Consider the following 19,006-nt stretch of genomic DNA (forward strand, 5'->3'; position numbering starts at 1 on the left):
ACAGCGTCGGGCGAACGGGATGAAGGCGACGACGTGCTTCTCACTCGGCCGCGCGCGGTGGCCGCGGCCCGTTCTCATTCGACCCCGTCGCGGCGGTCGTGGATTCTCATTCGGACCCCACACCGCGTTCACGACGGCGTAGCGACGGGAGGGCCGTCAGGCGCTAGCGTCGGCCTCGATGGACGGTGCGGACACCGGCTCCGGCCGGACTCTCGAGGGCGACCCGGTCGCAGCGCGGCTGCGGTCGTCCTCACCCGTCGGTGGGCTCTCGCGCCGGACCCTCGCCTTCCCCCAGGTCCTCGCCCAGTCGGTCGCGGCGGTCGCGCCGTCGGCCGTGATGGTGACCCTGCCGCTGCTCGCCCACCCGACGGCCGGCAGCCTGACGCCGGTCGTCTTCCTCGCTGTCGCGGCGCTCATGGTCGCGGTCGCCCGCTGCGTGAACGCGTTCGCGACGCGCATGGTCGCGCCCGGCGGGCTGTACAGCTACACCGTCAAGGGCCTCGGGCCGCGCGCCGGCCTCGTTGCCGGCCTGTCGCTGGTGATCGGGTACGCCGGTGCGGCAGCCGCGAGTGTCCTGGGCGCCGCCGAGTTCCTGCTCGCCCTCCTCGACGACCTCGGTCTCGACCCCGACCCCGCAACGGCCCGTCCGCTCGCCTGTCTCGCGGTCGCCGCGGCCGCGGGCGCGGTGATGGTGCGGGGCGTGCGCCTGTCGGCCGGCGCGGTGCTCGTCGTCGAGGCGCTCGCGATCTCGACCGTCGTGGTGGTCCTCACCGTCGCGGGCTGGACCGACCTGCGCATCGACGCCGGCCTGGGCAGCTCCGTCGCCGAGGGCCACTGGGGCCTGGTGCTGCTGCTGGCGATGGTCGCCTTCGTCGGCTTCGAGTCGGCGACGACCCTGAGCAGCGAGACCCGGCGCCCGTTCAGCGCGGTGCCCCGAGCCGTGCGCTGGACGCCCGTCGTCACCGGTCTGCTGTTCGCCGGGGCGGCGCTGCTGGTCACCCGTGACGGGTTCGTGGGCGCCGGAGGCTCCGGGATGGCCTGGGACCTGTCGGGCGGCGGAGGGGCCGTGCCGCGGCTGGTCGAGGGGCTGCTGCACGTGGGCGTGCTCGGCTCCTGGTTCGCGTGCGCGTGCGGCTCGACGACCGCGCTGACCCGGACCTTGTTCACGATGGCCCGTGAAGGGGTCCTGCCCGCGCCGCTGGGACGCACCCACCGCCGCTGGCGCACGCCGGCGCTGACCCTGACCGTGGCCTCGACCCTGGTCGGCGCTGCCGTCGCGGCGACGACGGCCGTCGGCGTGGCAGCCGACGAGCTGTTCGTCTGGCTGCTGGCCCTGTCCGCGCAGGGGTACGTCGTCGCCTACGTCTTCTGCGTCGTCGCAGCCCCCGTCTTCCTCCACCGGATCGGCGAGCTGCCGCGCGCAGGCTGGCTGGTGCCCACCCTCACCGCCACCGCGATGGCCGGCATCGTGGTCGCGGGCACCGCCCTCGACCCCGGCCGGTTCAGCCGTCCGGCGGTGGTCTACCTCGCGCTGCTCGCATCCGGCCTCGTGCTCACCCTGATTCGGCTGCGGGCCCGCGGCGTCCGGCTCGCCGCGCTGGGCCTGTACGACGAGACCACCGAGGCCGACCTGCTGACCAGGCGCCGGACCGCGTGGCGAGGGGGCGAGCATGGTTGACAGCTCCCCGATCAGCGGGCGCCAGCCCAAGGCCATCCAGAACGCGCTGGCCGTGCTGGAGGCGGTCGCCCTCTCCGGCAGCGGCGTGACGGCCAAGCAGATCGCGAGCCGCCTCTCGATGCCGCCCGCGACGGTCTACCGGATCCTCAACCTGCTGGTGGCCGAGGAGTACCTCGTGCGCCTGCCGGAGCTCTCGGGCTTCGCGCTCGGACGGCGGATCGACGTGTTCGTCGACGCGGCCCTCACGCCGACGATCGTCCAGTCCGCACGCGACCTGCTGACCGAGCTGCGGATGACGGTGCGGGTAGGGATCCACCTGTGCTCGTGCCGGTCGGGCGTCGTGCGGATCCTCGACGCCGACCCGGACTTCCCGCCTCCGCTGACCGAGCCCGAGCTCAACGCGCGCCTCCCGCGGACCGCTCTCGGCGACCTGATGGCCGGCGGGCGGGAGCGGGCCACCGCCCACCGGGCCGCCGACGTGGCGCCCGACACGGAGTCGGTCGCGGTCGGGATCTACAACCGCGACGGCGTGCTGCACGCCGCCCTGTGGATGGTCGGCTCCCCCAGCGGGATCGCCGTGGTGCAGGAGCGGCTCACGACGATCGCGCGGCGCGCCGGCGACCTCGACCCGCTGCTGCACTGACCTCACGCCTCCCACCGGCCCGGGTGGTCCCGGGCCGGCGCGGGAGGAGGCAGCGTGGGCTGCGGCGGAGGATCGCGCCCCACCACAGGCCGCTGCCGTAGGCGAGGTCGTCGAGCCGCCGGGCGACGAGGGCGGTGAGCGGGTCGACGCCGGTGCGCTCGCGGAGGAAGACGACCATGTCGACGGCGACCGCCGAGAGCAGGGCTCGGCGGACCTGCCGGCTGAAGGGGGCCGCGAGGGCGGCGAGCGGCCACCAGTGGCGCAGCAGGAGCCCGGCCTCCTGGCGGACCGCCCACGCCGTGCCCTTCGCGGCGAGCCGGGCGGCCACGACGTTGCGTCCCTCCTCGAGCGGGAGGTGGGGCGCGAGGTTGCGGGCGGTCAGCGCGCCCGCGCCCGCAGCGACGGGCAGGGACCACCAGCGCCGCTGCAGGAGCGCCCAGCCGCTGAGCGCCATGGTCGGGGACAGGACGGCGGGGGCCACCTTGCCGCCGTGGCGGGCGGCGAGGTCGGCGCCGCCGGTGCCGTAGAAGAACTTGCGGCCCAGCCAGCTGCGCACGGTGCCGCGGACGTCGTGGTCGGCGCGCACGTCGGGGTCGTAGCGGACGAGGTGGCCGGCGTCGACGAGACGCCAGACGAGGTCGACGTCCTCGGCGACGCGCCAGCCGTCCTCGAAGCCACCGGTGTCGCCGGCGAGGAGCTCGGTCCGGCCGACGAGGCAGGCGGAGGGAAGCCATCCCGTCGCGGCGCCGGGACGGACCACCCCGCCGGTGGAGCCGAGGTCGAGGGAGGAGGCCGCGGCGTCGTACCGCTCGAACCAGCGCGCCCGACGACCCGGTGCGCTGCGCACCTTGCCGACCACCTGCGGGCCGACGAGGGCGACCCGCGGGTCGGCACCGTGGCGGGCGAGGTCGAGCAGGCGAGAGGCGTCGACGGTCACGTCGGAGTCGACGAACGCCACCAGCGGCGACCGGACCAGGCGCAGGCCCGCGTTGCGGGCGCCGGCAGGACCGAGGTTGGTGCTGAGCCGGTGGACCCGCGCGCCGTGGCGGTCGGCGACCTCGGCCACCCGGTGGGGTTGCTCGGAGTCGTCGTCGACCACGATGACGCTCAACGGGACCAGCGCTGCCAGGCACCTGTCGAGCTGCTCGGGCCGGTCGCGCACCGGTACGACGACGGTGAGGTCGGTCAGGGCGACCTCGATCGGGCTGTCGGGATGGTCGAGGACGGGGTTGGCGAGGTTGCCGTCGAGGAGGCGACGCGCGAGTCGGGCGGTGGCCGTGTCCGTGACGACCAGGTCGTCGCCGGCGAGCAGGCTGCGGGCCCGGACGCTCAGCCGGACCGCCCGCACCGGGGAGCCGCCGACCAGGAGGCGGCCCGCCTCGGCGTGCGCCACGTCGGCGCGCAGGCGGATCCGGAAGCCGTCGGGAAGGTCGCTGACGACGCGGGTGGCTGTCATGGCGCGAAACCCCCGTCGGCATGCACGACGGATCCGTTGAGGACGGCGGCCTCGCGACTGCAGCAGAAGGCGACGGTGGCGGCGACCTCATCGGGCTCGAGGACGCGACGCAGGAGCTGGTTCCCCGCGAAGCCGTCGATGTCGTCGAGGCCGTAGAGCGCGGCGGTGGCCTCCAGCATCGGGGTCCGGGTCGAGCCGGGCGAGACGGCGCAGGCGCTCACGCCCGTCCCGGCGAGGTCGGCGGCGAGACCCTTCACGAGGCCGACGACGGCGTGCTTGGCGGCGTTGTAGGCCGCGAGGTGGTGCAGCCCGTGGTGGGCGGCGGCGGACGCGATCGCGACGAACCGGCAGCCGGTCGGGTCGGGGCCGGCCAGCATCGCGGGGACGGTGGCGGCGGCGGTGTTCCACACGCCCTTCACGTCGACGTCCCAGAGCAGGTCGAGGTCGGCCTGCGGGGTCTCCCACAACGGGCGGCCCCCGGCGATGACCGCGGCCCCCGCGACCGCGGCGTCGAGCCGGCCCCAGCGATCGAGTGCGAGGCCGACGGCCGTCGCGAGGGCTGCGCGGTCGCGGACGTCGGCGACGTGCGCCACGACCTGGTCACCCTGCGGGGAGACCGCGAGCTCGTCGACGGCCACGACGCGGTCACCACGACCGGCGAGAGCACGCACGGTCGCGGCGCCGATGCCCCGGGCGGCGCCGGTCACCAGGACCACCCGGCTCATCGTCGTACCGCGTCCACGACGTCGGCGACCATCGAGGCCAGCACCGCCGCTCCCTCCTCGGCGCTCGCTCCCGACGGGTCGCCGAGCACGCCGTTGGGCGAGACCGCCTTGACACCGCCGGCCATCATGAGCGGCAGCAGCTCGGCGAGGGTTCCGGTGTTGCCGGCCTCGGCGCGGTCGAGCCAGACGTTCCACGGGGCGATGTGCAGCATCAGGGAGGTCTCGGTGCGTCCGGCGTGCAGGTCCGCCCCGGGGTTCGACGGCGGTTCGGTCGCGCAGGGCACCCAGTCGACGTCGTGCCCCTCGTCCACCAGCCGGCGCACCGCGCCTCTCAGGGCCACGACGTTGCCCCCGTGGGCGTTGACGAACACCACGCGGGCGGCCCAGGTGCGCATCGAGCGGGCGAGCTCGACGAGGACGTCGTGGAGGACCGTCGTGCCGATCGAGCTGGTGCCGGCGAAGTCCTGGTGCTCCCCGCTCGAGCCGTAGGACAGGGCGGGCGCGATCAGCACCGGCAGGCCGGCCGCTGCCATCACCTCGGCGGCACGAGCGGCGACCGCGGTGGCGATGACGGTGTCGGTGTCGAGCGGCAGGTGCGGTCCGTGCTGCTCGATCGAGCCGACCGGGACCAGCACGGTTGGCCCGGCTGGAAGACCGGGCGAGGTCGCGGGCGCCAGCTCGGGGGCCATGGTCAACGCCCCGCCCGGACGGTCCTGGCAGGCTCGGGCACGCCGAGGGCGCGCTCGAACCCGTCGGGGATCAGCAGGTGCTCGGGCCGCAGCTCGCCGGTGGAGCCGAGCGCCAGCCCACGCAACGCGGAGTCGATGCCGCCGGAGAGGACGTCGAGGACGTTCTCCACGCCCGCCTGGCCGTTCGCCGCCAGCCCCCACAGGTAGGCCCGGCCGATCATGACCGCCTTCGCACCGAGCGCGAGGGCCTTGACGACGTCGGAGCCGCGGCGCACGCCGCCGTCCATCACGACATCGATCTGCTCGCCGACCGCCTCAGCGATCGGGCGGACCATCCGGATCGCGGCCGGGGTGCCGTCGAGGTTGTTGCCGCCGTGGTTGGACACCGAGATCCCGGCGACCCCGGCGTCCACGGCCCGCAGGGCGTCGTCGACACGGCACACGCCCTTGAGCACGAACGGCGTCCCGGAGACCTGCGCCCAGGTCTCACGCATCCACGCGACGTCGTCCCAGGTGGGCGGCGGCGTGGTCATCCACTCGTAGTAGGCACCGAAGAACGTCGGCCCCGTCGTCTCCCCGGGTGCGGCGAGGTTGGGCGCGGTCAGGTCGGGAAGCTTCCCGGTCTGGCGGAACTGCTGGCCGAACTGCCACAGCCAACGCGGCTTGGTCGCGACCTTCGGAGCGAGCCGGACCATCGCCTTGAGGTCCACCTTCTCCGGGATCTCCGGGCTGCCCCAGTCACGGCCCATCGAGAACGACCAGTCCAGGGTGGCGATCAGGCCCCGCACGCCCGCGGCCTGCGCGCGCTGCATGCGCTGCACCATCGTGTCGCGATCGCCGGTCCAGTACATCTGGAAGAACGTGTTCGCGCCGGTGCCCGTGACCTCCTCGACGGACTTGGAGGCGAAGTTCGACAGGCCCATGATCGTGCCCCGCGCGGCGGCCGCGCGGGCGACGGCGACCTCGCCGTCGGGGTGGACCGCTTGTACGCCGGTCGGGGAGATGAGCACCGGCAGCCCGATCTGCTGGCCGAAGACGGTGGTCGCCTGGGACCGCTCGGGCAGCTGGCCCACGACGTGCGGCGCCATGCCGAGCTCGGCGAACGCGGCCTGGTTGTCGGCCACGGACTGGCCGCGCTCGGAGCCGGCCACCAGGGCGCCGTACACCGGCTGCGGGAGACGCTTGCGGGCCCGCTCCTGCGCGACCGCGACCGACTCGAACCAGGGGTTCTGCTTCCAGGGGTTCTCGAACTTCTTGCTCATCAGCAGCAGCCTTCGTGCGTGGGATCGAAACCGGCCAGCGGGCTCTCCGCGCACGCCGACACGGGCGGTCCCGACGGTCGAGCGGTGAGGAGCTTGAGCATGACCGGCTGGTTGCGGGTCGGGGCGGCCTTGGAGTGGTCCTGGCTCGGCGCCGGGACGGTCCGCTCCCCGGCCAGGGCGTGCTCGCCGTACCCCTGCACGCACTCGGGGTCGGGGCCATCCAGCGGGAGGCCGGTGAAGAACTTCGCCGCCATGCAACCACCCCGGCAGGAGTCGAAGAACGCACACGACGAGCAGGCGCCACCGGTCTGCGGCGAGCGGAGCTCGTTGAACAGCGCGGAGTCCTGCCAGACCCGCTGGAAGCCGCCGTCGGCCAGCAGGTTGCCGGCCAGGAAGTTGTCGTGGATCGCGAACGGGCAGGCGTAGACGTCACCGACCGGGTCGATCAGGCACACCACCCGCCCCGCACCGCACAGGTTCAGGCCCGGCAGGGCCCCACTCCCATCGGCCGGGCCGAACGCGGCGAGGTGGAAGAACGAGTCACCGGTCAGCACCTCCTCCCCGTCGGCGGTGTGCGCCATGAGCCAGTCGTAGAGCTCGCGCTGCTGCTCGGGCAGCGGGTGGAGCTCGTCCCACACGTCCGCGCCCCGGCCCGACGGGCGCAGCCGCGTCAGCCGCAGGGTCGCGCCGAAGCGGTCGGCCAGCGCCTTGAACTCGTCGAGCTGGCCGATGTTCTCCCGCGTGCAGACCACCGAGATCTTCGCGTCCTCGAAGCCGGCGTCCTTGAGGTTCGCCAGCGCGCGCAGGGCGGTGTCGTAGGAGCCCGGACCACGCACGTAGTCGTTGACCTCGGCGGTCGCACCGTCCAGCGAGACCTGCACGTCGACGTACCCGTTGCAGGCGGGTGAGGCCAGGAACGCCGCACGCTCGGGGGTGATCCGCACCCCGTTGGTGGAGAACTTCACGCCGACCTGGTGGTTGACGGCGTACTCCAGCAGCTCCCAGAAGTCCGGGCGGATCGTCGGCTCACCGCCGCCGATGTTCACGTAGAACACCTGCATCCGCTGCAGCTCGTCGATCACCGCCTTGCACTGCTCGGTCGACAGCTCCCGCGGGTCACGCCGCCCGCTGCTCGACAGGCAGTGGGCGCACTCCAGGTTGCACGCGTAGGTCAGCTCCCAGGTCAGGCAGATCGGGGCGTCCAGGCCGTACTCGAACTGCTGGACCAGGCTCGCGTTCTGCGGTCGTTCGGGTGCGATGGTCATGCGCTCTTCTCCTCGGCCATCGCGCCGGACGGGCGCGGGCGGATCATGTCGGTCGCGGCCAGGCCGCGCAGGGCCGCCGCGAAGGCAGGGTGCTGGGAGGCCGGGACACCCGCGGCCTCGAGCGCGGTCCGCACGTCCGGCGCCTCCCCCAAGGCCCGGACGACGGCGACCAGCTCGGGTCGCTTGAGGAAGGTCAGCTTCCGGTTGCCGAAGTGGTAGGCCAATGCCCCGAACGGCTCGGGCCGCAACGCCACCGACGGCGAGAGCATCCACGGCTCTCCCAGCAAGGCGTCCATGTCAGTAGACGCCGCACATGCCGTCGATCGAGACCTCCTCGATGAGGTCCTCGGCCGCCAGGTCGATGGACAGGTCCTGCTCGATCTCGGGGTTCATCATCTCTCCTCCAGCTCGTGCCGATGTGGTGGCCGCCACACTAATTGCACCAAGGGCAGAAAGTCCCCCTCCTTTCGGAGGGGATTCGACCTCGCCCCCGGGACGGTAGGTTGACGGCCCATGACCGGAGGCCGCAGCGAGGGCGGGCGCAGCAGCGCGCGCGGGCGCCCCGAGGCCACCTCCCACGCCGCGATCGAGCAGGCGGCCTTCACCCTCTTCGCCGAGCGCGGCTTCGCCCGGACCACGCTCGACGCGATCGCCGAGGCGGTCGGCGTCAGCCGGCGCACCCTGTTCCGCTACTACCAGTCGAAGAACGACATCCCGTGGGGCCAGTTCGACCGGACGCTCGACCACTTCCGCGACCTGCTCTCGGAGCAGGCAGACGACCTCCCGGTCCACGAAGCCGTCCACCGCGCAGTCGTCGAGTTCAACCGCTTCCCGGCCGACGCCCACCCCCCGCACCGCGAGCGGATGCGGTTGATCCTGGCGACGCCCGAGCTCGAGGCGCACTCGGTGCTCCGCTACGCCGAGTGGCGTCAGGTCATCGCCGAGGACGTCGCGCGTCGCACCGGCGCACAGCCGGGGGACCTCGTCCCCCAGGTGGCCGGCCACGTGTCCCTCGCCATCTCGCTCTCCGCCTACGCGGCGTGGCTGGCCGAGCCCGACGCCGAGACCGCCCCCCTGCTCGACATCATCGACGAGGCCATGGCCGGTCTCCGGCGGTATCTCGGCGTCGCCTAGGCCGAGGACTTCGCCACCAGCGCCGCCAGGATGCGCTCGGCCACCTCTGTCACCGGACCGAGACCGTCGACCGTCGCCAGCAGCCCGCGCTCGGCGTACTGCGCCGCGAGTGGTGCGGTCTCGGAGGCGTAGACCTCCAGCCGGCGGCGGATGACCTCGTCGGTGTCGTCGGCCCGGCCCTGGTCGAGAGCGCGGCGCAGGAGGCGGCGGACCAGCTCCTCCGGGTCGGCCTCGAGGAGCACGACCGCGCTGAGTGCCACGCCGTCGCGCTCCAGGATCGCGTCGAGCTCGTCGACCTGCTGCAGCGTGCGCGGGTAGCCGTCGAGGAGGAAGCCGCCGGCACAGTCGGTGTCCGACAGCCGCTGGGCCACCATCGCGTTGGTGACCTCGTCGGGGACGTACTCGCCGGCATCCATGTACCGCTGGGCGGTCCGGCCCAGTTCGGACTGCCGCGCGACGTTCGCGCGGAAGATGTCGCCGGTCGAGATCGCCGGTACGCCGAACCGCTCGGCGATCGCTGCGGCCTGGGTGCCCTTGCCGGCACCGGGCGGGCCCATGAGGAGAAGACGCATGCGCAGGAGGACCTTTCGTCGTCGGTGCGGGTCCGCCCCAGCTCACGGACCCGTCGGCGCGCACGGTAGTGCTCAGGCCGCTGCAGGGACGTTGCACGTGGCGACGCCCTCGCCGTCGGATGAGCCGCCCCCGTCCGACCGGGCAGTCCCAACTGCGGCCTGCTCGCAGGGTGTGGACCCGGCCGCGGCGTCGGCACAGTGACCGGGACCACATCCCCTTGGAGGTACTCGTGTCCACTGAAACCCCCGTCCCCGACGGCAACCCCGGCCTGATCGGAGTCCCGACCTTCCTCGTCGGCTCCGTCGCCCTCGGCCTGGTCCTGGTCGGCTTCGTGCCGGCCAGCGCCGGCTCGGCGTCGATCCCGATCATCGCCACCGCCACCGCGTTCGGCCAGGCGGTCGCGGCGGTCTGGGCCACCCGCCTCAACCAGAACGCCGTGGCGGCCATCTTCGGCATCTTCACCGGCTTCTGGTCCAGCTACGCGGCCCTCGTCCTCGGCCTCACCCACGACTGGTTCGGGATCCTTCCCGCTGACGCGGTGCGGACCCAGGAGCTGTTCCTCGGCTCCTGGCTCGCCGTCATCGTGCTCCTGACGCTGGCCACCTTGCGCCTCCCGCGGGCGTTCACGATCCTGTTCGCCCTGATCGACCTCGCCCTGCTGCTGGTCCTGCTCGGCACGGCCCAGGCAAGCCCCGACCTGACCCGGCTCGGCGGCTACACCGTGTTCGCGTTCGTCAGCGTCGGGGCCTACCTGTTCCTCGACGCCATGTCGCAGGCCACCGGCGGCCGAGCCCTTCCCCTCGGTGCGCCGATCCGCGCCTGACCATCGACCGGCGGCGCCCGCATCGGGGGCTGTGGCGGAGTGCTGCACGGCACTCCACCACAGCCCCCTTTCGGTGGGCTGCGGTCGACCGGCCCCGGCCTCTCCGACCGGGCAGGTCGCGGCCGAACCATCCGTTCAGGAGCCGCTCCTCGCAGCGGATGGTTTGCGTTTCCCGGCCTCCCCGCCGGGGTGTGACCAGCCTTACGTTCCGGTGGTCAGCACGTCCCACCAGGAGGTTCCTCATGCAGGTTGACGAACTGCTCAAGCCGTTCCCGATCAAGGAGTTCCACCCGTTCCCGCGGGCGCTCATGGGTCCGGGTGCACACGAGCTCATCGGCCCCGAGGCCATCAAGCTCGGCTTCACCAGGCCGCTCGTCATGACGTCGGGCCTGCGCGGCACGAACGTCGTCCAGAAGATCGTGGACTCGCTCAAGTACCACGGCCTCGAGGCCGTCGTGTACGACAAGGTCGAGTCCAACCCGAAGGACTACAACGTCATGGACGCGGTGGCCCTGTACCAGCAGAACAAGTGCGACTCGTTCATCTCGATCGGTGGCGGCTCCTCGCACGACGCGTGCAAGGGCGCGCGCATCTCGGTCGCCCACGACGGCCGCAACGTCAACGACTTCGAGGGCTTCAACAAGTCGGAGAACCCGAACAACCCGCCTCACATCGCCGTCTCCACGACGGCCGGCACCGGTTCGGAGACGTCGTGGGCCTACGTCATCACCGACACCACGACGGACCCCGACAACCCGCACAAGTACGTCGCCTTCGACGACGCATCGGTGGCCACCCTCGCCATCGACGACCCCGTCCTCTACTTCGACTGCCCGGTCGACTACACCGCCCAGTGCGGCTTCGACGTGCTGGCGCACGCATCCGAGCCCTACGTGTCGCGGCTCAACTTCGAGCCGTCGCTCGGCAACGCGATCCGCGCCATCAAGCTGACCGCGGAGAACCTGCGCGAGGCGGTCTGGAACGGCCAGGACCTGAAGGGCCGCGAGGGCATGATGTACGCGCAGTACATCGCCGCCCAGGCGTTCAACTCCGGCGGCCTCGGCATCATCCACTCGATCTCGCACGCGGTCTCGGCGTTCTACGACACGCACCACGGGCTCAACAACGCGATCGCGCTCCCCCGTGTCTGGGCGTTCAACATGCCGGCCCAGTACGGCCGGTTCGCCGACATCGCCGAGGCCATGGGCGTCGACACGCACGGGATGACCAAGCCGCAGGCGGCCGACGCCGCACTCGCGGCCGCGATCCGGCTGCTGCGCGACGTGGGCATCCCGGAGAACTTCGTCTCGGTCACCCAGGACACCTACTCCAAGAACCGACTGGGCCAGGGGCCGACGAAGTACTACGAGAACGCCAAGGTGATCACGGGCGACGACGCCGACGTCGACCGCATCACCCACCACGTGCTCGGCGACGCCTGCACCCCGGGCAACGCCAAGGAGTGCACGTTCGAGACCGTGCGCCCCGTCGTGGAGCACTGCATGACCGGCGAGCTCGACGACCTCCTGTCCTGAGCCGCACCGGTGTGGCCGTCCCGACGGCCGCACCGTGAGTCGGTCCGGCTCGGGTGAGCCGGGGCACGCGCCCCGGGTCGGACCGATCCACACCCCCGTCCACCGCTCCGCCGCCCAGGAGGCATCCATGTCCGCCCGATCCCTCGACGCCGTGCGCGATGACGCCGGCTTCGCCGACGTCGCCGACGTCATCGTCCAGTTCGCCGATCACGGCTACCTCGCCGACGAGCGCCTGGCGACCACCGTCTTCCTCCAGGCACACCTGGAGAAGCCGATCCTGCTCGAGGGCCCGGCGGGCGTGGGCAAGACCCAGCTGGCGAAGTCGCTGGCCGAGGTGACGGGACGACGACTGCTGCGCCTGCAGTGCTACGAGGGCCAGGACGAGACGACCGCCCTGTACGAGTGGGACTACGGCAAGCAGCTCCTCTACACCCAGCTCATGCGGGAGAAGGTCGGTGCCCTGGTCGCCGACGCCCCCGACCTCGCCGGCGCGGTGGACACCCTGGCGGGCGAGGAGAGCGTCTTCTTCTCCGAGCGCTTCCTCGCCGCCCGTCCGCTGCTCGAGGCGATCCGCTCCGAGGAGCCGGTGGTCCTGCTCGTCGACGAGGTCGACCGTGCCGACGAGGCGCTCGAGGCCGTCCTGCTCGAGCTGCTCGCCGAGTACCAGGTGTCGGTGCCGGAGCTGGGCACCTTCCGCGCCCGCCACACGCCGTACGTGATCCTCACGTCCAACAACACCCGCGACCTGTCGGCGGCGCTCAAGCGACGCTGCCTCCATCTCTTCCTCGACTACCCCGACGCGGAGCGGGAGCTCGACATCATCCGGTCCAAGAGGACCGGACTCCCCGACGAGCTGGCCCGCCAGCTGGTCGGCATCGTGCGCGGCCTGCGCGAGCTCGACCTGCGCAAGGCACCGAGCATCTCCGAGACGGTCGACTGGGCGCGCACCCTCGCGGTCCTCGGCGCCGAGGAGCTCACCGCCGAGACGTTGTCGGCGACGGCCAACGTCGTCGTGAAGTACGAGCGCGACCTGCGCCGGGCACTCGAGGCGTTGCCACGGATGGTCGACCCGAACGCCGTGGTCCCCGACCACCTGCACGACCACGGACACGGACACGGGCACGGACATGGACATGGGCACGACCACGGGCACGACCACGGGACGGCCACCCCGGACGAGCCCGACGGAGCCGAGGTACGCCGCGCGAAGGACCTCCCGGGACGCCACGACGAGGCGTACTACGGGACCGGCACCATGGGGCCGACCCGCGCCGTCCCTGCCGGCCAGGGCGCCCGCTCGTTCGGCTCGCGCCGCCGGCCCTTCTGACACGGGCGGGTCTGTGCCATGGACGGCGCCCTCCACCGCTTCGTGCGGCTGCTGCGGCTGCACGGCATCCGGATCGGGATCTCCGAGGTGGTCGACGCGTCGCGCGCGGCGGCTGCCCCGGGCGTCCTCGAGGACCGCGAGCTGCTCCGCAGCGCGCTGTGCGTGACGTTGGTCAAGGACCAGCGGGACGAGGCCGCGTTCGACCGGGTCTTCGACCGCTTCTTCCGGCTGCGTGCTGTGCTCGACACCTCCGAGGAGCACGGACACTCCCACGCCCACGACGACCTCGAGGACGACGGCGAGCTCGACGAGTTCGTCCTCTCCGAGGAGCCCGGCCGTACCCCCAACCAGGGGCACAGCCACGGCAAGCCCCAGGACATCCGCGACTTCTTCGACCCCGAGGACCTCGCGCAGCAGTACAACCTGCACCAGGAGGCGAACAAGCTCGACCTCGCCGCGATGACCGACGAGATCGTGCTGTCCAACGACGGCGCCGCATCCGCCGCGAACGCGGCCCGCGTCCAGCTCGACACCTCGCGGCTGCACAACCCGGGACGCCCGGGGAGGATCGCCGACCGGACGGGGACCCGACTCGACTCCGAGCTGACGGTCGCCGAGGAGATGGCGCTGCTGGCCTGGCTCGACGAGGGCGACGACGACGCGGTGGAGGGCAGCACCGTCGGCGCGGACGAGCTGAGAGCACTGCGCAGCGCGCTGTCCGGTCTCCTCGACGGTCTCCCCCAGGCGCTCCAGCGCCACCTCGAGGAGATGCTCGCCACCGAGGCCGCGATCGAGTCTCGCGAGGCACGGGCCCGGGAGATCGACCGGATCGGGGAGAGTGAGCGGGCCGCGCTCGAGGAATCGCTGCGCAGGCTGGTCCGCAGCCTGCACGGAGCGCCCCGATCGCGGCGCCGGGAGGCTGCCCGCGGCAGCATCGACGGCTCACGCACGATGCGCCGCAACCTCCGCAGCGACGGCGTGCCGTTCCGCCCGGTCACGGTCGCGAAGGTGACCGACCGGCCGCGGCTCCTCGTGCTGGCGGACGTCTCCCTCTCCGTGCGAGCCGCTGCTCGCTTCACCCTGCAGCTGGTCCACGGCCTGCAGGGCATGGCCTCCCACGTGCGGACCTTCGCCTTCGTCTCCGACCTGGTCGAGGTGACCGACCTGTTCGCCGAGCACCCGATGGAGGATGCCCTGTCGCTCACCCTGTCCGGGTTGCCCGCCGGCGGGGTCCTGGACGTGGACACCGACTCCGACTACGGGTCGGCCTTCCAGCAGTTCCTCGACGACTTCGGGGGTGGCGTCAACCGGCGGACCACCGTGGTCGTGCTGGGCGACGGGCGCGGCAACGGCAACGACCCGGCGCTCGGGGTGTTCGAGGAGATCACCCGACGGGCCCGCGAGACCATCTGGATCACTCCGGAGCCGCGGTACTCGTGGACGCTCGGCAGCTGCGACCTCCCGGCGTACGCCGCCCACTGCGACCGGGTCCACGTCGTGCGGGACCTGTCCGGACTGGACCTGGTCACCTCCCACCTCAGCGAGGTCCGATGACCATCACTGCCACCGCCCCCATCGACCCGCTCGGCTGCCGGCGCCCGGGGGTCTACTCGGACGCGCTCGTCGAGGTCTGCCGCAACGCGGTGGTTCCGCAGGGCGCGACCCGGACCTCCTCCTTCACCCTGTGGCGCGAGCGCAACCGCATCCACCTGGTCCACGACCTGCCCGACCACCTCGTCGACAACGACCTCGCCGGCCTCCTCGCCCGCGAGCTCTTCGCGCCGGGCTGGCTGGAGGGGAGCGAGCTTTTCGAGCGGCTGATGACCGGCGTCGTGGTCAGCACCTCGCCGGACCCGCTGACCGCGTGGACGCTCTTCTACCGAAACACCCTCGCCCGTCTCGTCGGCACCGCGGCGTCGACCGGTGCCGAGCCCCAGCGCGATCGCACCTTCGTCGAGGGTTCGCTCGCCGGCTACGCACCCGTCTACCGCCACGCCCACGAGCTGATCGAGCCGGGCTCGATGCTCGAGCTGGGCAGCTGCTTCGGCTTCTTCAGCCTCCTCGGCGCCCGTCGTCTCGACGTCACCGCGAGCGATGTCAGCGCCAACACCGTGCGCCTGCTCGCCCGTGTCGCCCCGCGGCTCGGGCTGCGGCTCGACACCGTCGTCTGCGACGCGGCCCGCGTGCCGCGACCCGACGCCTCCTTCGACACCGTCGTCGCACTCCACCTGCTGGAGCACATGCCGCCCGAGCACGGGCGCGCGGTCCTCCACGAGATGCAGCGGGTGGCCCGGCGCCGGGTCGTCGTCGCGGTCCCCTACGAGGACGAGCCCACCGCGGCCTACGGCCACGTGCGGACCTTCACCCCCGCCGAGCTCGCCGACCTGGGGCGGCGCAGCGGCTGGCAGTGGCAGACGCACGACCACCACGGCGGGTGGCTGGTCCTCGACCGTTCCTAGGGCGAACGCGAGCGGCGCCCGGCGCAGCGTCGCCGCGCGTATTGTCCAGCAGTCTCCTGGGCATCCCGCCGGCCGCCGCCCGCGCGAGGCCTCAGATCAGGCCGTCCTTGCTCGCGACGTAGACCGCTTCGGCACGGCGGCTGACCTGCAGCTTGCGCATGATGTTGCTGACGTGGAACTTCGCGGTCGTGTCGGAGATGAACAGCTGCCGTCCGATGTCCCGGTTGGACATCCCCCGCGCGAGCAGCCGCAGGACGTCCTGCTCGCGATCGGTCAGCCGACGGTTCTCGGCGGCCGTCTCGGCGTTGATCCCCCGGACCATCGCGGCCGCACTGCGCGAGTCGAAGGCGCTGTCCCCGCGGTGGACGGCGCGGATCGCGCGAACCAGCTCGGAGGTGTCGACCTCCTTGACGACGTAGCCGCGGGCACCTTGGTGGATGGCCTCGAGGACGAGCTGGTCGTCGATGACCGTGGTGAGGACGAGCAGCGCCAGCTCGGGGTGCGCCTGGTGCAGGCGGGTGCACAGCTCGATGCCCTCGTTGTCGCTCGACGGGGAGAGCCGCAGGTCGAGCAGCACCACGTCGGGCCGGGCCGCGGCGACGACGGCCACCGCCTGGGCCGGCGTCGCCGCCTCGCCCACGACGCTCAGGTCCGCCTCCCGCTCCAGCACCGAGCGCAGGCCCTGGCGGACGATCGCGTGGTCGTCGACGAGGACGACACCGATGGTGTCCGGACGCTCGGCGGCCCGGGAGGACTCGATGGTTGTCGCACTCATGTGTTCGTCTCCTCGAAGGCAGGGACGGCGCCCTGGACGGCGCCGGACAACGGAACCCGGGACTCGATCGCGACGCCACCGGCACGGGAGCGCCTGATCGACAGGCTCCCTCCCAGCCCCTCCGCACGCAGGGCCATGCCGACGAGGCCGCGGTGGCGTCCGTCCGCGGCACCCCGGCGAGCGAGTCGCATGGTGCGTCGCATGGCCGCCGGGTCACCGTCGCCGTCGTCGCTGATCCGCAGCACGACGGAGTCCTCGAGGTAGCGCAGGCGCACCAGTGCCCGTGCGGCGTTGGCGTGCATGGCGACGTTGAAGAGCGCCTCGCCGGCGGTCCTCGCCAGGGCGTGCTCGGCCGCCGTACCGAGGGGCACGGGGCTGCCCTCGAGCCGCAGACGCACGCTGAGGTGGGGCCGGTGCTGGGCAGCGACCTCGGCCAGGAGCTCGGGCAGGCTGGCCACGTCCTCGGCGACCCGCTCGTGGTGCAGGGCGTAGATGACCGACCGCAGCTGCTCGGTCGCCTTCGCCATCAGGTCCCGCGCGCGGTCCAGCTCCGGGACGACCGGGCCACGTGGTCCCGCTCCGCAGCCGAACTCGCCGCGCAGCACCTCGACGACCAAGCCCGCACTCAGCACGGTCTGGGCCACGCTGTCGTGGAGCTCGAGGGCGATGCGGCGGCGCTCCCTCTCCAGCAGCTCCCTCTGGTCGGCCACCCTCAGCCGCTGCTCGGCCGCGCGGAGCTCCTCCGTGCGCAACGACAGCGTGCGCGACTGCTCGGAGACCTCGTCGAACAGCTGTTGGGCCCGGCGCTGCTGGGCCAGACCCGTCCGGTACAGGTCGCCGGTGTGCAGCGAGACGGCCGCCAGGTTCGCCAGGATGTGGAGGACCGACAGGTCCGGCGGCTCCAGCGGGAGGTCGCGGCGGGGCGCGGCAGCCAGGCCGCCCAGGACGCTGCCGTTGATGAGCATCGGGACCACCACCCTCGTGGGGCTGTCGACGGCGCGAGGAGGAAGCTCGCCGTTGCCGATCTCTGCGATGGCGCGGCGTGCCTCTCCCGGCAGGTCGTCGAGAGCGTCGCTGACCTGGCCGGCGGCATCCACTGCGAGGAAGCGCGGCCGGGTCGACGCAAGCGCGTGCGAGCCCAGCGCGAGCACGGTCCACCGTGCATCGAGGTGGACCGCGGCCACCCGGACGATCTTCTCCAGCAGGGCCCGTGGTCCTTCGACCGGATGGACCAGGGCCCGCGAGATCGAGTCCATCGCCGTCACCGTGCGCTGGAGACGCTCGTTCGAGCGCTGGTACGCCGAGTAGTAGGTCTGCTTGCCCGACCGGACCCCGGTCAGTGCGGCCAGGTCCGGCGGCTGGGGCAGGTCGGCCGGGTCGGCACCCACCCGGTCCGTCCCCTGCACCGCCTGCGCCCGGGCACTCACAACGACTCGCGGAAGATGCCTGCGATGTCGTCCTGGTCGGCCGGGCGCGGGTTGGTCGCGAGACACGCATCCCGCGTCGCCGTCACGGACATGCGGTCCACGTCGGCGTCGGTGACGCCCAGCGCGCCGAGACACCGGGGAGCGCCGACCGACTCCGCCAGGTCCTGCACGTACTCGGCCAGGAGCTCCGCCGCTTCACGGTCGGGCATGCCCTGCACCGCGAGGCCCATCGCATCGGCGAGCATGGCGAACCGCTCCGGCACGACCTCGGCGTTGAACCGGATGACGTGCGGCAGCAGCACGCCGTTGACGACGCCGTGGGGCAGGTCGAAGAGCCCACCGACCTGGTGGCTCATCGCGTGCGTCGCGCCGAGGATGCTGTTGGAGAAGGCGAGACCCGCCTCGAGGCTGGCCTGGGCCATCCACAGCCGCGCGCATTCGTCGCCCGGCGCCTCGACGTTGCGGCGCAGGGCCTTGCCGACCAGGCGCGCCGCCGACAGTGCATGTCCGTCGGCGAGGGGGTTGTGGCCCAGCGAGACGAAGGACTCCACGGCATGGGTGAGCGCGTCGAGACCCGTCGCAGCGGCGAGGTCGTGCGGCATGGTGCTGAGCAGTCGCGGATCGGTGACGGAGATGTCCGGCACCAGCGACCTGCCCATGATCGTCGTCTTCACCGCGTTGACGGTGTCGGTGACGATGCAGAACTGCGAGACGTCGGACCCGGTGCCGGCGGTCGTGGGGATCATCAGCAGCGGCGGGATGGGTCGCGTCACCAGGTCGACACCCGCGTAGTCGAGGATCGATCCCCCGTTGCCGCTGAGGATCGCGACGCCCTTGGCGGCGTCCAGGACCGACCCGCCCCCGATGCCCACGATGACGTCGGCGCCCTGCTCGACGTAGGCCTCGTGGGCCGCGGCGATCTCGTGGTCCTTCGGGTTCGGGCTGACGTGCGCCCACACCTGGGGGTCGAGGCCGACGTCGCACAGGTGACCGAGGAGCTCGATCACCCAACCGGCCTCGATGATGCCGGGGTCGGTGACCACGAACGGCCGTCGCGCGCCGAGACGGCCGGCGCAGAATCCCGCCTCGGCCAGCGACCCGAGCCCGAACACCATCTCCGGCACGTGGAACTTGAGCAGTCGGCGGTCGTCGCGGGCGGCGGCAGTCGGCGGTGCGGGCAGCGTGAGCACTCGAAGGACCTCCTGAGTCCCGCCATTCGCTCGGTTCCGAGTGAC

General features: G+C 72.5%; 19 protein-coding genes. 8 read left to right on the forward strand and 11 right to left on the reverse strand.

Annotation, left to right across the window (positions count from 1 at the left end; translation table 11 throughout):
• Positions 1-178 precede the first annotated feature (178 nt).
• Positions 179-1,678, forward strand: coding sequence for an APC family permease (locus tag BJ958_RS17430; RefSeq protein ID WP_179728177.1), 1,500 nt, complete (start codon positions 179-181; stop codon positions 1,676-1,678).
• Positions 1,671-2,321, forward strand: coding sequence for a helix-turn-helix domain-containing protein (locus BJ958_RS17435; RefSeq protein WP_179728178.1), 651 nt, complete (start codon positions 1,671-1,673; stop codon positions 2,319-2,321). The genes BJ958_RS17430 and BJ958_RS17435 overlap by 8 nt, the downstream gene beginning before the upstream one ends.
• Here BJ958_RS17435 and mftF read toward each other — a convergent pair.
• The 7 genes from mftF to mftA are packed head-to-tail and all read right to left on the reverse strand — an operon-like array spanning position 2,272 to position 8,111.
• Positions 2,272-3,777 (reverse strand): mycofactocin biosynthesis glycosyltransferase MftF, encoded by a 1,506-nt coding sequence (gene mftF, locus BJ958_RS17440; protein WP_179728179.1) that lies wholly within the window; start codon positions 3,775-3,777, stop codon positions 2,272-2,274. The genes BJ958_RS17435 and mftF overlap by 50 nt on opposite strands.
• A complete protein-coding gene (locus BJ958_RS17445; RefSeq protein ID WP_179728180.1) occupies positions 3,774-4,502 on the reverse strand; it encodes a mycofactocin-coupled SDR family oxidoreductase in 729 nt (242 codons plus the stop codon). Before BJ958_RS17445 ends, mftF begins: the two co-directional genes overlap by 4 nt.
• Positions 4,499-5,191 carry a mycofactocin biosynthesis peptidyl-dipeptidase MftE gene (gene mftE, locus BJ958_RS17450; protein ID WP_179728181.1) on the reverse strand — a complete coding sequence of 231 codons (693 nt, stop codon included), beginning with the start codon at positions 5,189-5,191 and terminating at the stop codon, positions 4,499-4,501. The genes BJ958_RS17445 and mftE overlap by 4 nt, the downstream gene beginning before the upstream one ends.
• Before the next feature lie 2 nt (positions 5,192-5,193).
• The gene (gene mftD / locus BJ958_RS17455; protein WP_179728182.1) at positions 5,194-6,453 is read right to left on the reverse strand and encodes a pre-mycofactocin synthase MftD; all 1,260 of its coding nucleotides are present in this window, start codon (positions 6,451-6,453) and stop codon (positions 5,194-5,196) included.
• Positions 6,453-7,718 (reverse strand): mycofactocin radical SAM maturase, encoded by a 1,266-nt coding sequence (gene mftC, locus BJ958_RS17460; RefSeq protein WP_179728183.1) that lies wholly within the window; start codon positions 7,716-7,718, stop codon positions 6,453-6,455. The genes mftD and mftC overlap by 1 nt, the downstream gene beginning before the upstream one ends.
• Positions 7,715-8,014: a mycofactocin biosynthesis chaperone MftB gene (gene mftB, locus BJ958_RS17465; RefSeq protein ID WP_179728184.1), complete on the reverse strand. Its 300-nt coding sequence runs from the start codon at positions 8,012-8,014 to the stop codon at positions 7,715-7,717. Before mftB ends, mftC begins: the two co-directional genes overlap by 4 nt.
• A gap of 1 nt (position 8,015) precedes the next feature.
• Positions 8,016-8,111: a mycofactocin precursor MftA gene (gene mftA, locus BJ958_RS17470; RefSeq protein ID WP_179728185.1), complete on the reverse strand. Its 96-nt coding sequence runs from the start codon at positions 8,109-8,111 to the stop codon at positions 8,016-8,018.
• Positions 8,112-8,231: 120 nt separating this feature from the next.
• Here mftA and mftR point away from each other — a divergent pair, with 120 nt between their 5' ends.
• Positions 8,232-8,852, forward strand: coding sequence for a mycofactocin system transcriptional regulator (gene mftR, locus BJ958_RS17475; RefSeq protein ID WP_179728186.1), 621 nt, complete (start codon positions 8,232-8,234; stop codon positions 8,850-8,852).
• On the opposite strand, the gene BJ958_RS17480 is transcribed toward mftR, so the two are convergent.
• Complete coding sequence (locus BJ958_RS17480) at positions 8,849-9,424, reverse strand: adenylate kinase (protein ID WP_179728187.1); 576 nt, start codon at positions 9,422-9,424, stop codon at positions 8,849-8,851. The two genes, mftR and BJ958_RS17480, sit on opposite strands and share 4 nt — an antisense overlap.
• A 230-nt stretch (positions 9,425-9,654) precedes the next feature.
• Here BJ958_RS17480 and BJ958_RS17485 point away from each other — a divergent pair, with 230 nt between their 5' ends.
• The 5 genes from BJ958_RS17485 (at position 9,655) to mftM (ending at position 15,569) form a co-directional block, all read left to right on the forward strand.
• Positions 9,655-10,248: a GPR1/FUN34/YaaH family transporter gene (locus BJ958_RS17485; RefSeq protein WP_218865831.1), complete on the forward strand. Its 594-nt coding sequence runs from the start codon at positions 9,655-9,657 to the stop codon at positions 10,246-10,248.
• A 242-nt stretch (positions 10,249-10,490) separates the two neighbouring features.
• Positions 10,491-11,783: an NDMA-dependent methanol dehydrogenase gene (gene mdo / locus BJ958_RS17490; protein ID WP_179728189.1), complete on the forward strand. Its 1,293-nt coding sequence runs from the start codon at positions 10,491-10,493 to the stop codon at positions 11,781-11,783.
• 127 nt (positions 11,784-11,910) lie between these two features.
• The gene (locus tag BJ958_RS28670; protein WP_179728190.1) at positions 11,911-13,110 is read left to right on the forward strand and encodes an AAA family ATPase; all 1,200 of its coding nucleotides are present in this window, start codon (positions 11,911-11,913) and stop codon (positions 13,108-13,110) included.
• 18 nt (positions 13,111-13,128) lie between these two features.
• Positions 13,129-14,664, forward strand: a complete 1,536-nt coding sequence (locus tag BJ958_RS17500) for a VWA domain-containing protein (protein WP_179728191.1) — start codon at positions 13,129-13,131, stop codon at positions 14,662-14,664.
• Positions 14,661-15,569 (forward strand): mycofactocin oligosaccharide methyltransferase MftM, encoded by a 909-nt coding sequence (mftM, locus tag BJ958_RS28675; protein WP_179728192.1) that lies wholly within the window; start codon positions 14,661-14,663, stop codon positions 15,567-15,569. Before BJ958_RS17500 ends, mftM begins: the two co-directional genes overlap by 4 nt.
• 91 nt (positions 15,570-15,660) lie before the next feature.
• On the opposite strand, the gene BJ958_RS17510 is transcribed toward mftM, so the two are convergent.
• From BJ958_RS17510 to BJ958_RS17520, 3 genes are read right to left on the reverse strand one after another with little or no spacing between them, the layout of a single operon-like run.
• Entirely contained in the window at positions 15,661-16,344 is a 684-nt protein-coding gene (locus BJ958_RS17510; RefSeq protein ID WP_179728193.1) for a MadR family response regulator transcription factor, read from the reverse strand.
• A complete protein-coding gene (locus BJ958_RS17515) occupies positions 16,341-17,750 on the reverse strand; it encodes a sensor histidine kinase (protein WP_343052720.1) in 1,410 nt (469 codons plus the stop codon). The genes BJ958_RS17510 and BJ958_RS17515 overlap by 4 nt, the downstream gene beginning before the upstream one ends.
• 17 nt (positions 17,751-17,767) lie before the next feature.
• Positions 17,768-18,961, reverse strand: coding sequence for an iron-containing alcohol dehydrogenase (locus BJ958_RS17520; RefSeq protein ID WP_273518839.1), 1,194 nt, complete (start codon positions 18,959-18,961; stop codon positions 17,768-17,770).
• Between the last annotated feature and the right edge of the window lie 45 nt (positions 18,962-19,006).

This window comes from Nocardioides kongjuensis (genome assembly GCF_013409625.1).
Lineage (GTDB): Bacteria > Actinomycetota > Actinomycetes > Propionibacteriales > Nocardioidaceae > Nocardioides > Nocardioides kongjuensis.

What these genes read in the sequence shown, in the direction of transcription:
- BJ958_RS17445 (WP_179728180.1), bottom strand. Translation starts at nt 4,502, where the DNA reads ATGAGCCGGGTGGTCCTGGTGACCGGCGCCGCCCGGGGCATCGGCGCC.
- BJ958_RS17500 (WP_179728191.1), top strand. Translation starts at nt 13,129, where the DNA reads ATGGACGGCGCCCTCCACCGCTTCGTGCGGCTGCTGCGGCTGCACGGC.
- BJ958_RS17435 (WP_179728178.1), top strand. Translation starts at nt 1,671, where the DNA reads ATGGTTGACAGCTCCCCGATCAGCGGGCGCCAGCCCAAGGCCATCCAG.
- BJ958_RS17510 (WP_179728193.1), bottom strand. Translation starts at nt 16,344, where the DNA reads ATGAGTGCGACAACCATCGAGTCCTCCCGGGCCGCCGAGCGTCCGGAC.
- mftD (WP_179728182.1), bottom strand. Translation starts at nt 6,453, where the DNA reads ATGAGCAAGAAGTTCGAGAACCCCTGGAAGCAGAACCCCTGGTTCGAG.
- BJ958_RS28670 (WP_179728190.1), top strand. Translation starts at nt 11,911, where the DNA reads ATGTCCGCCCGATCCCTCGACGCCGTGCGCGATGACGCCGGCTTCGCC.
- mftF (WP_179728179.1), bottom strand. Translation starts at nt 3,777, where the DNA reads ATGACAGCCACCCGCGTCGTCAGCGACCTTCCCGACGGCTTCCGGATC.
- mftC (WP_179728183.1), bottom strand. Translation starts at nt 7,718, where the DNA reads ATGACCATCGCACCCGAACGACCGCAGAACGCGAGCCTGGTCCAGCAG.
- mftB (WP_179728184.1), bottom strand. Translation starts at nt 8,014, where the DNA reads ATGGACGCCTTGCTGGGAGAGCCGTGGATGCTCTCGCCGTCGGTGGCG.
- mdo (WP_179728189.1), top strand. Translation starts at nt 10,491, where the DNA reads ATGCAGGTTGACGAACTGCTCAAGCCGTTCCCGATCAAGGAGTTCCAC.
- BJ958_RS17480 (WP_179728187.1), bottom strand. Translation starts at nt 9,424, where the DNA reads ATGCGTCTTCTCCTCATGGGCCCGCCCGGTGCCGGCAAGGGCACCCAG.
- mftM (WP_179728192.1), top strand. Translation starts at nt 14,661, where the DNA reads ATGACCATCACTGCCACCGCCCCCATCGACCCGCTCGGCTGCCGGCGC.
- BJ958_RS17430 (WP_179728177.1), top strand. Translation starts at nt 179, where the DNA reads ATGGACGGTGCGGACACCGGCTCCGGCCGGACTCTCGAGGGCGACCCG.
- mftE (WP_179728181.1), bottom strand. Translation starts at nt 5,191, where the DNA reads ATGGCCCCCGAGCTGGCGCCCGCGACCTCGCCCGGTCTTCCAGCCGGG.
- mftA (WP_179728185.1), bottom strand. Translation starts at nt 8,111, where the DNA reads ATGAACCCCGAGATCGAGCAGGACCTGTCCATCGACCTGGCGGCCGAG.
- mftR (WP_179728186.1), top strand. Translation starts at nt 8,232, where the DNA reads ATGACCGGAGGCCGCAGCGAGGGCGGGCGCAGCAGCGCGCGCGGGCGC.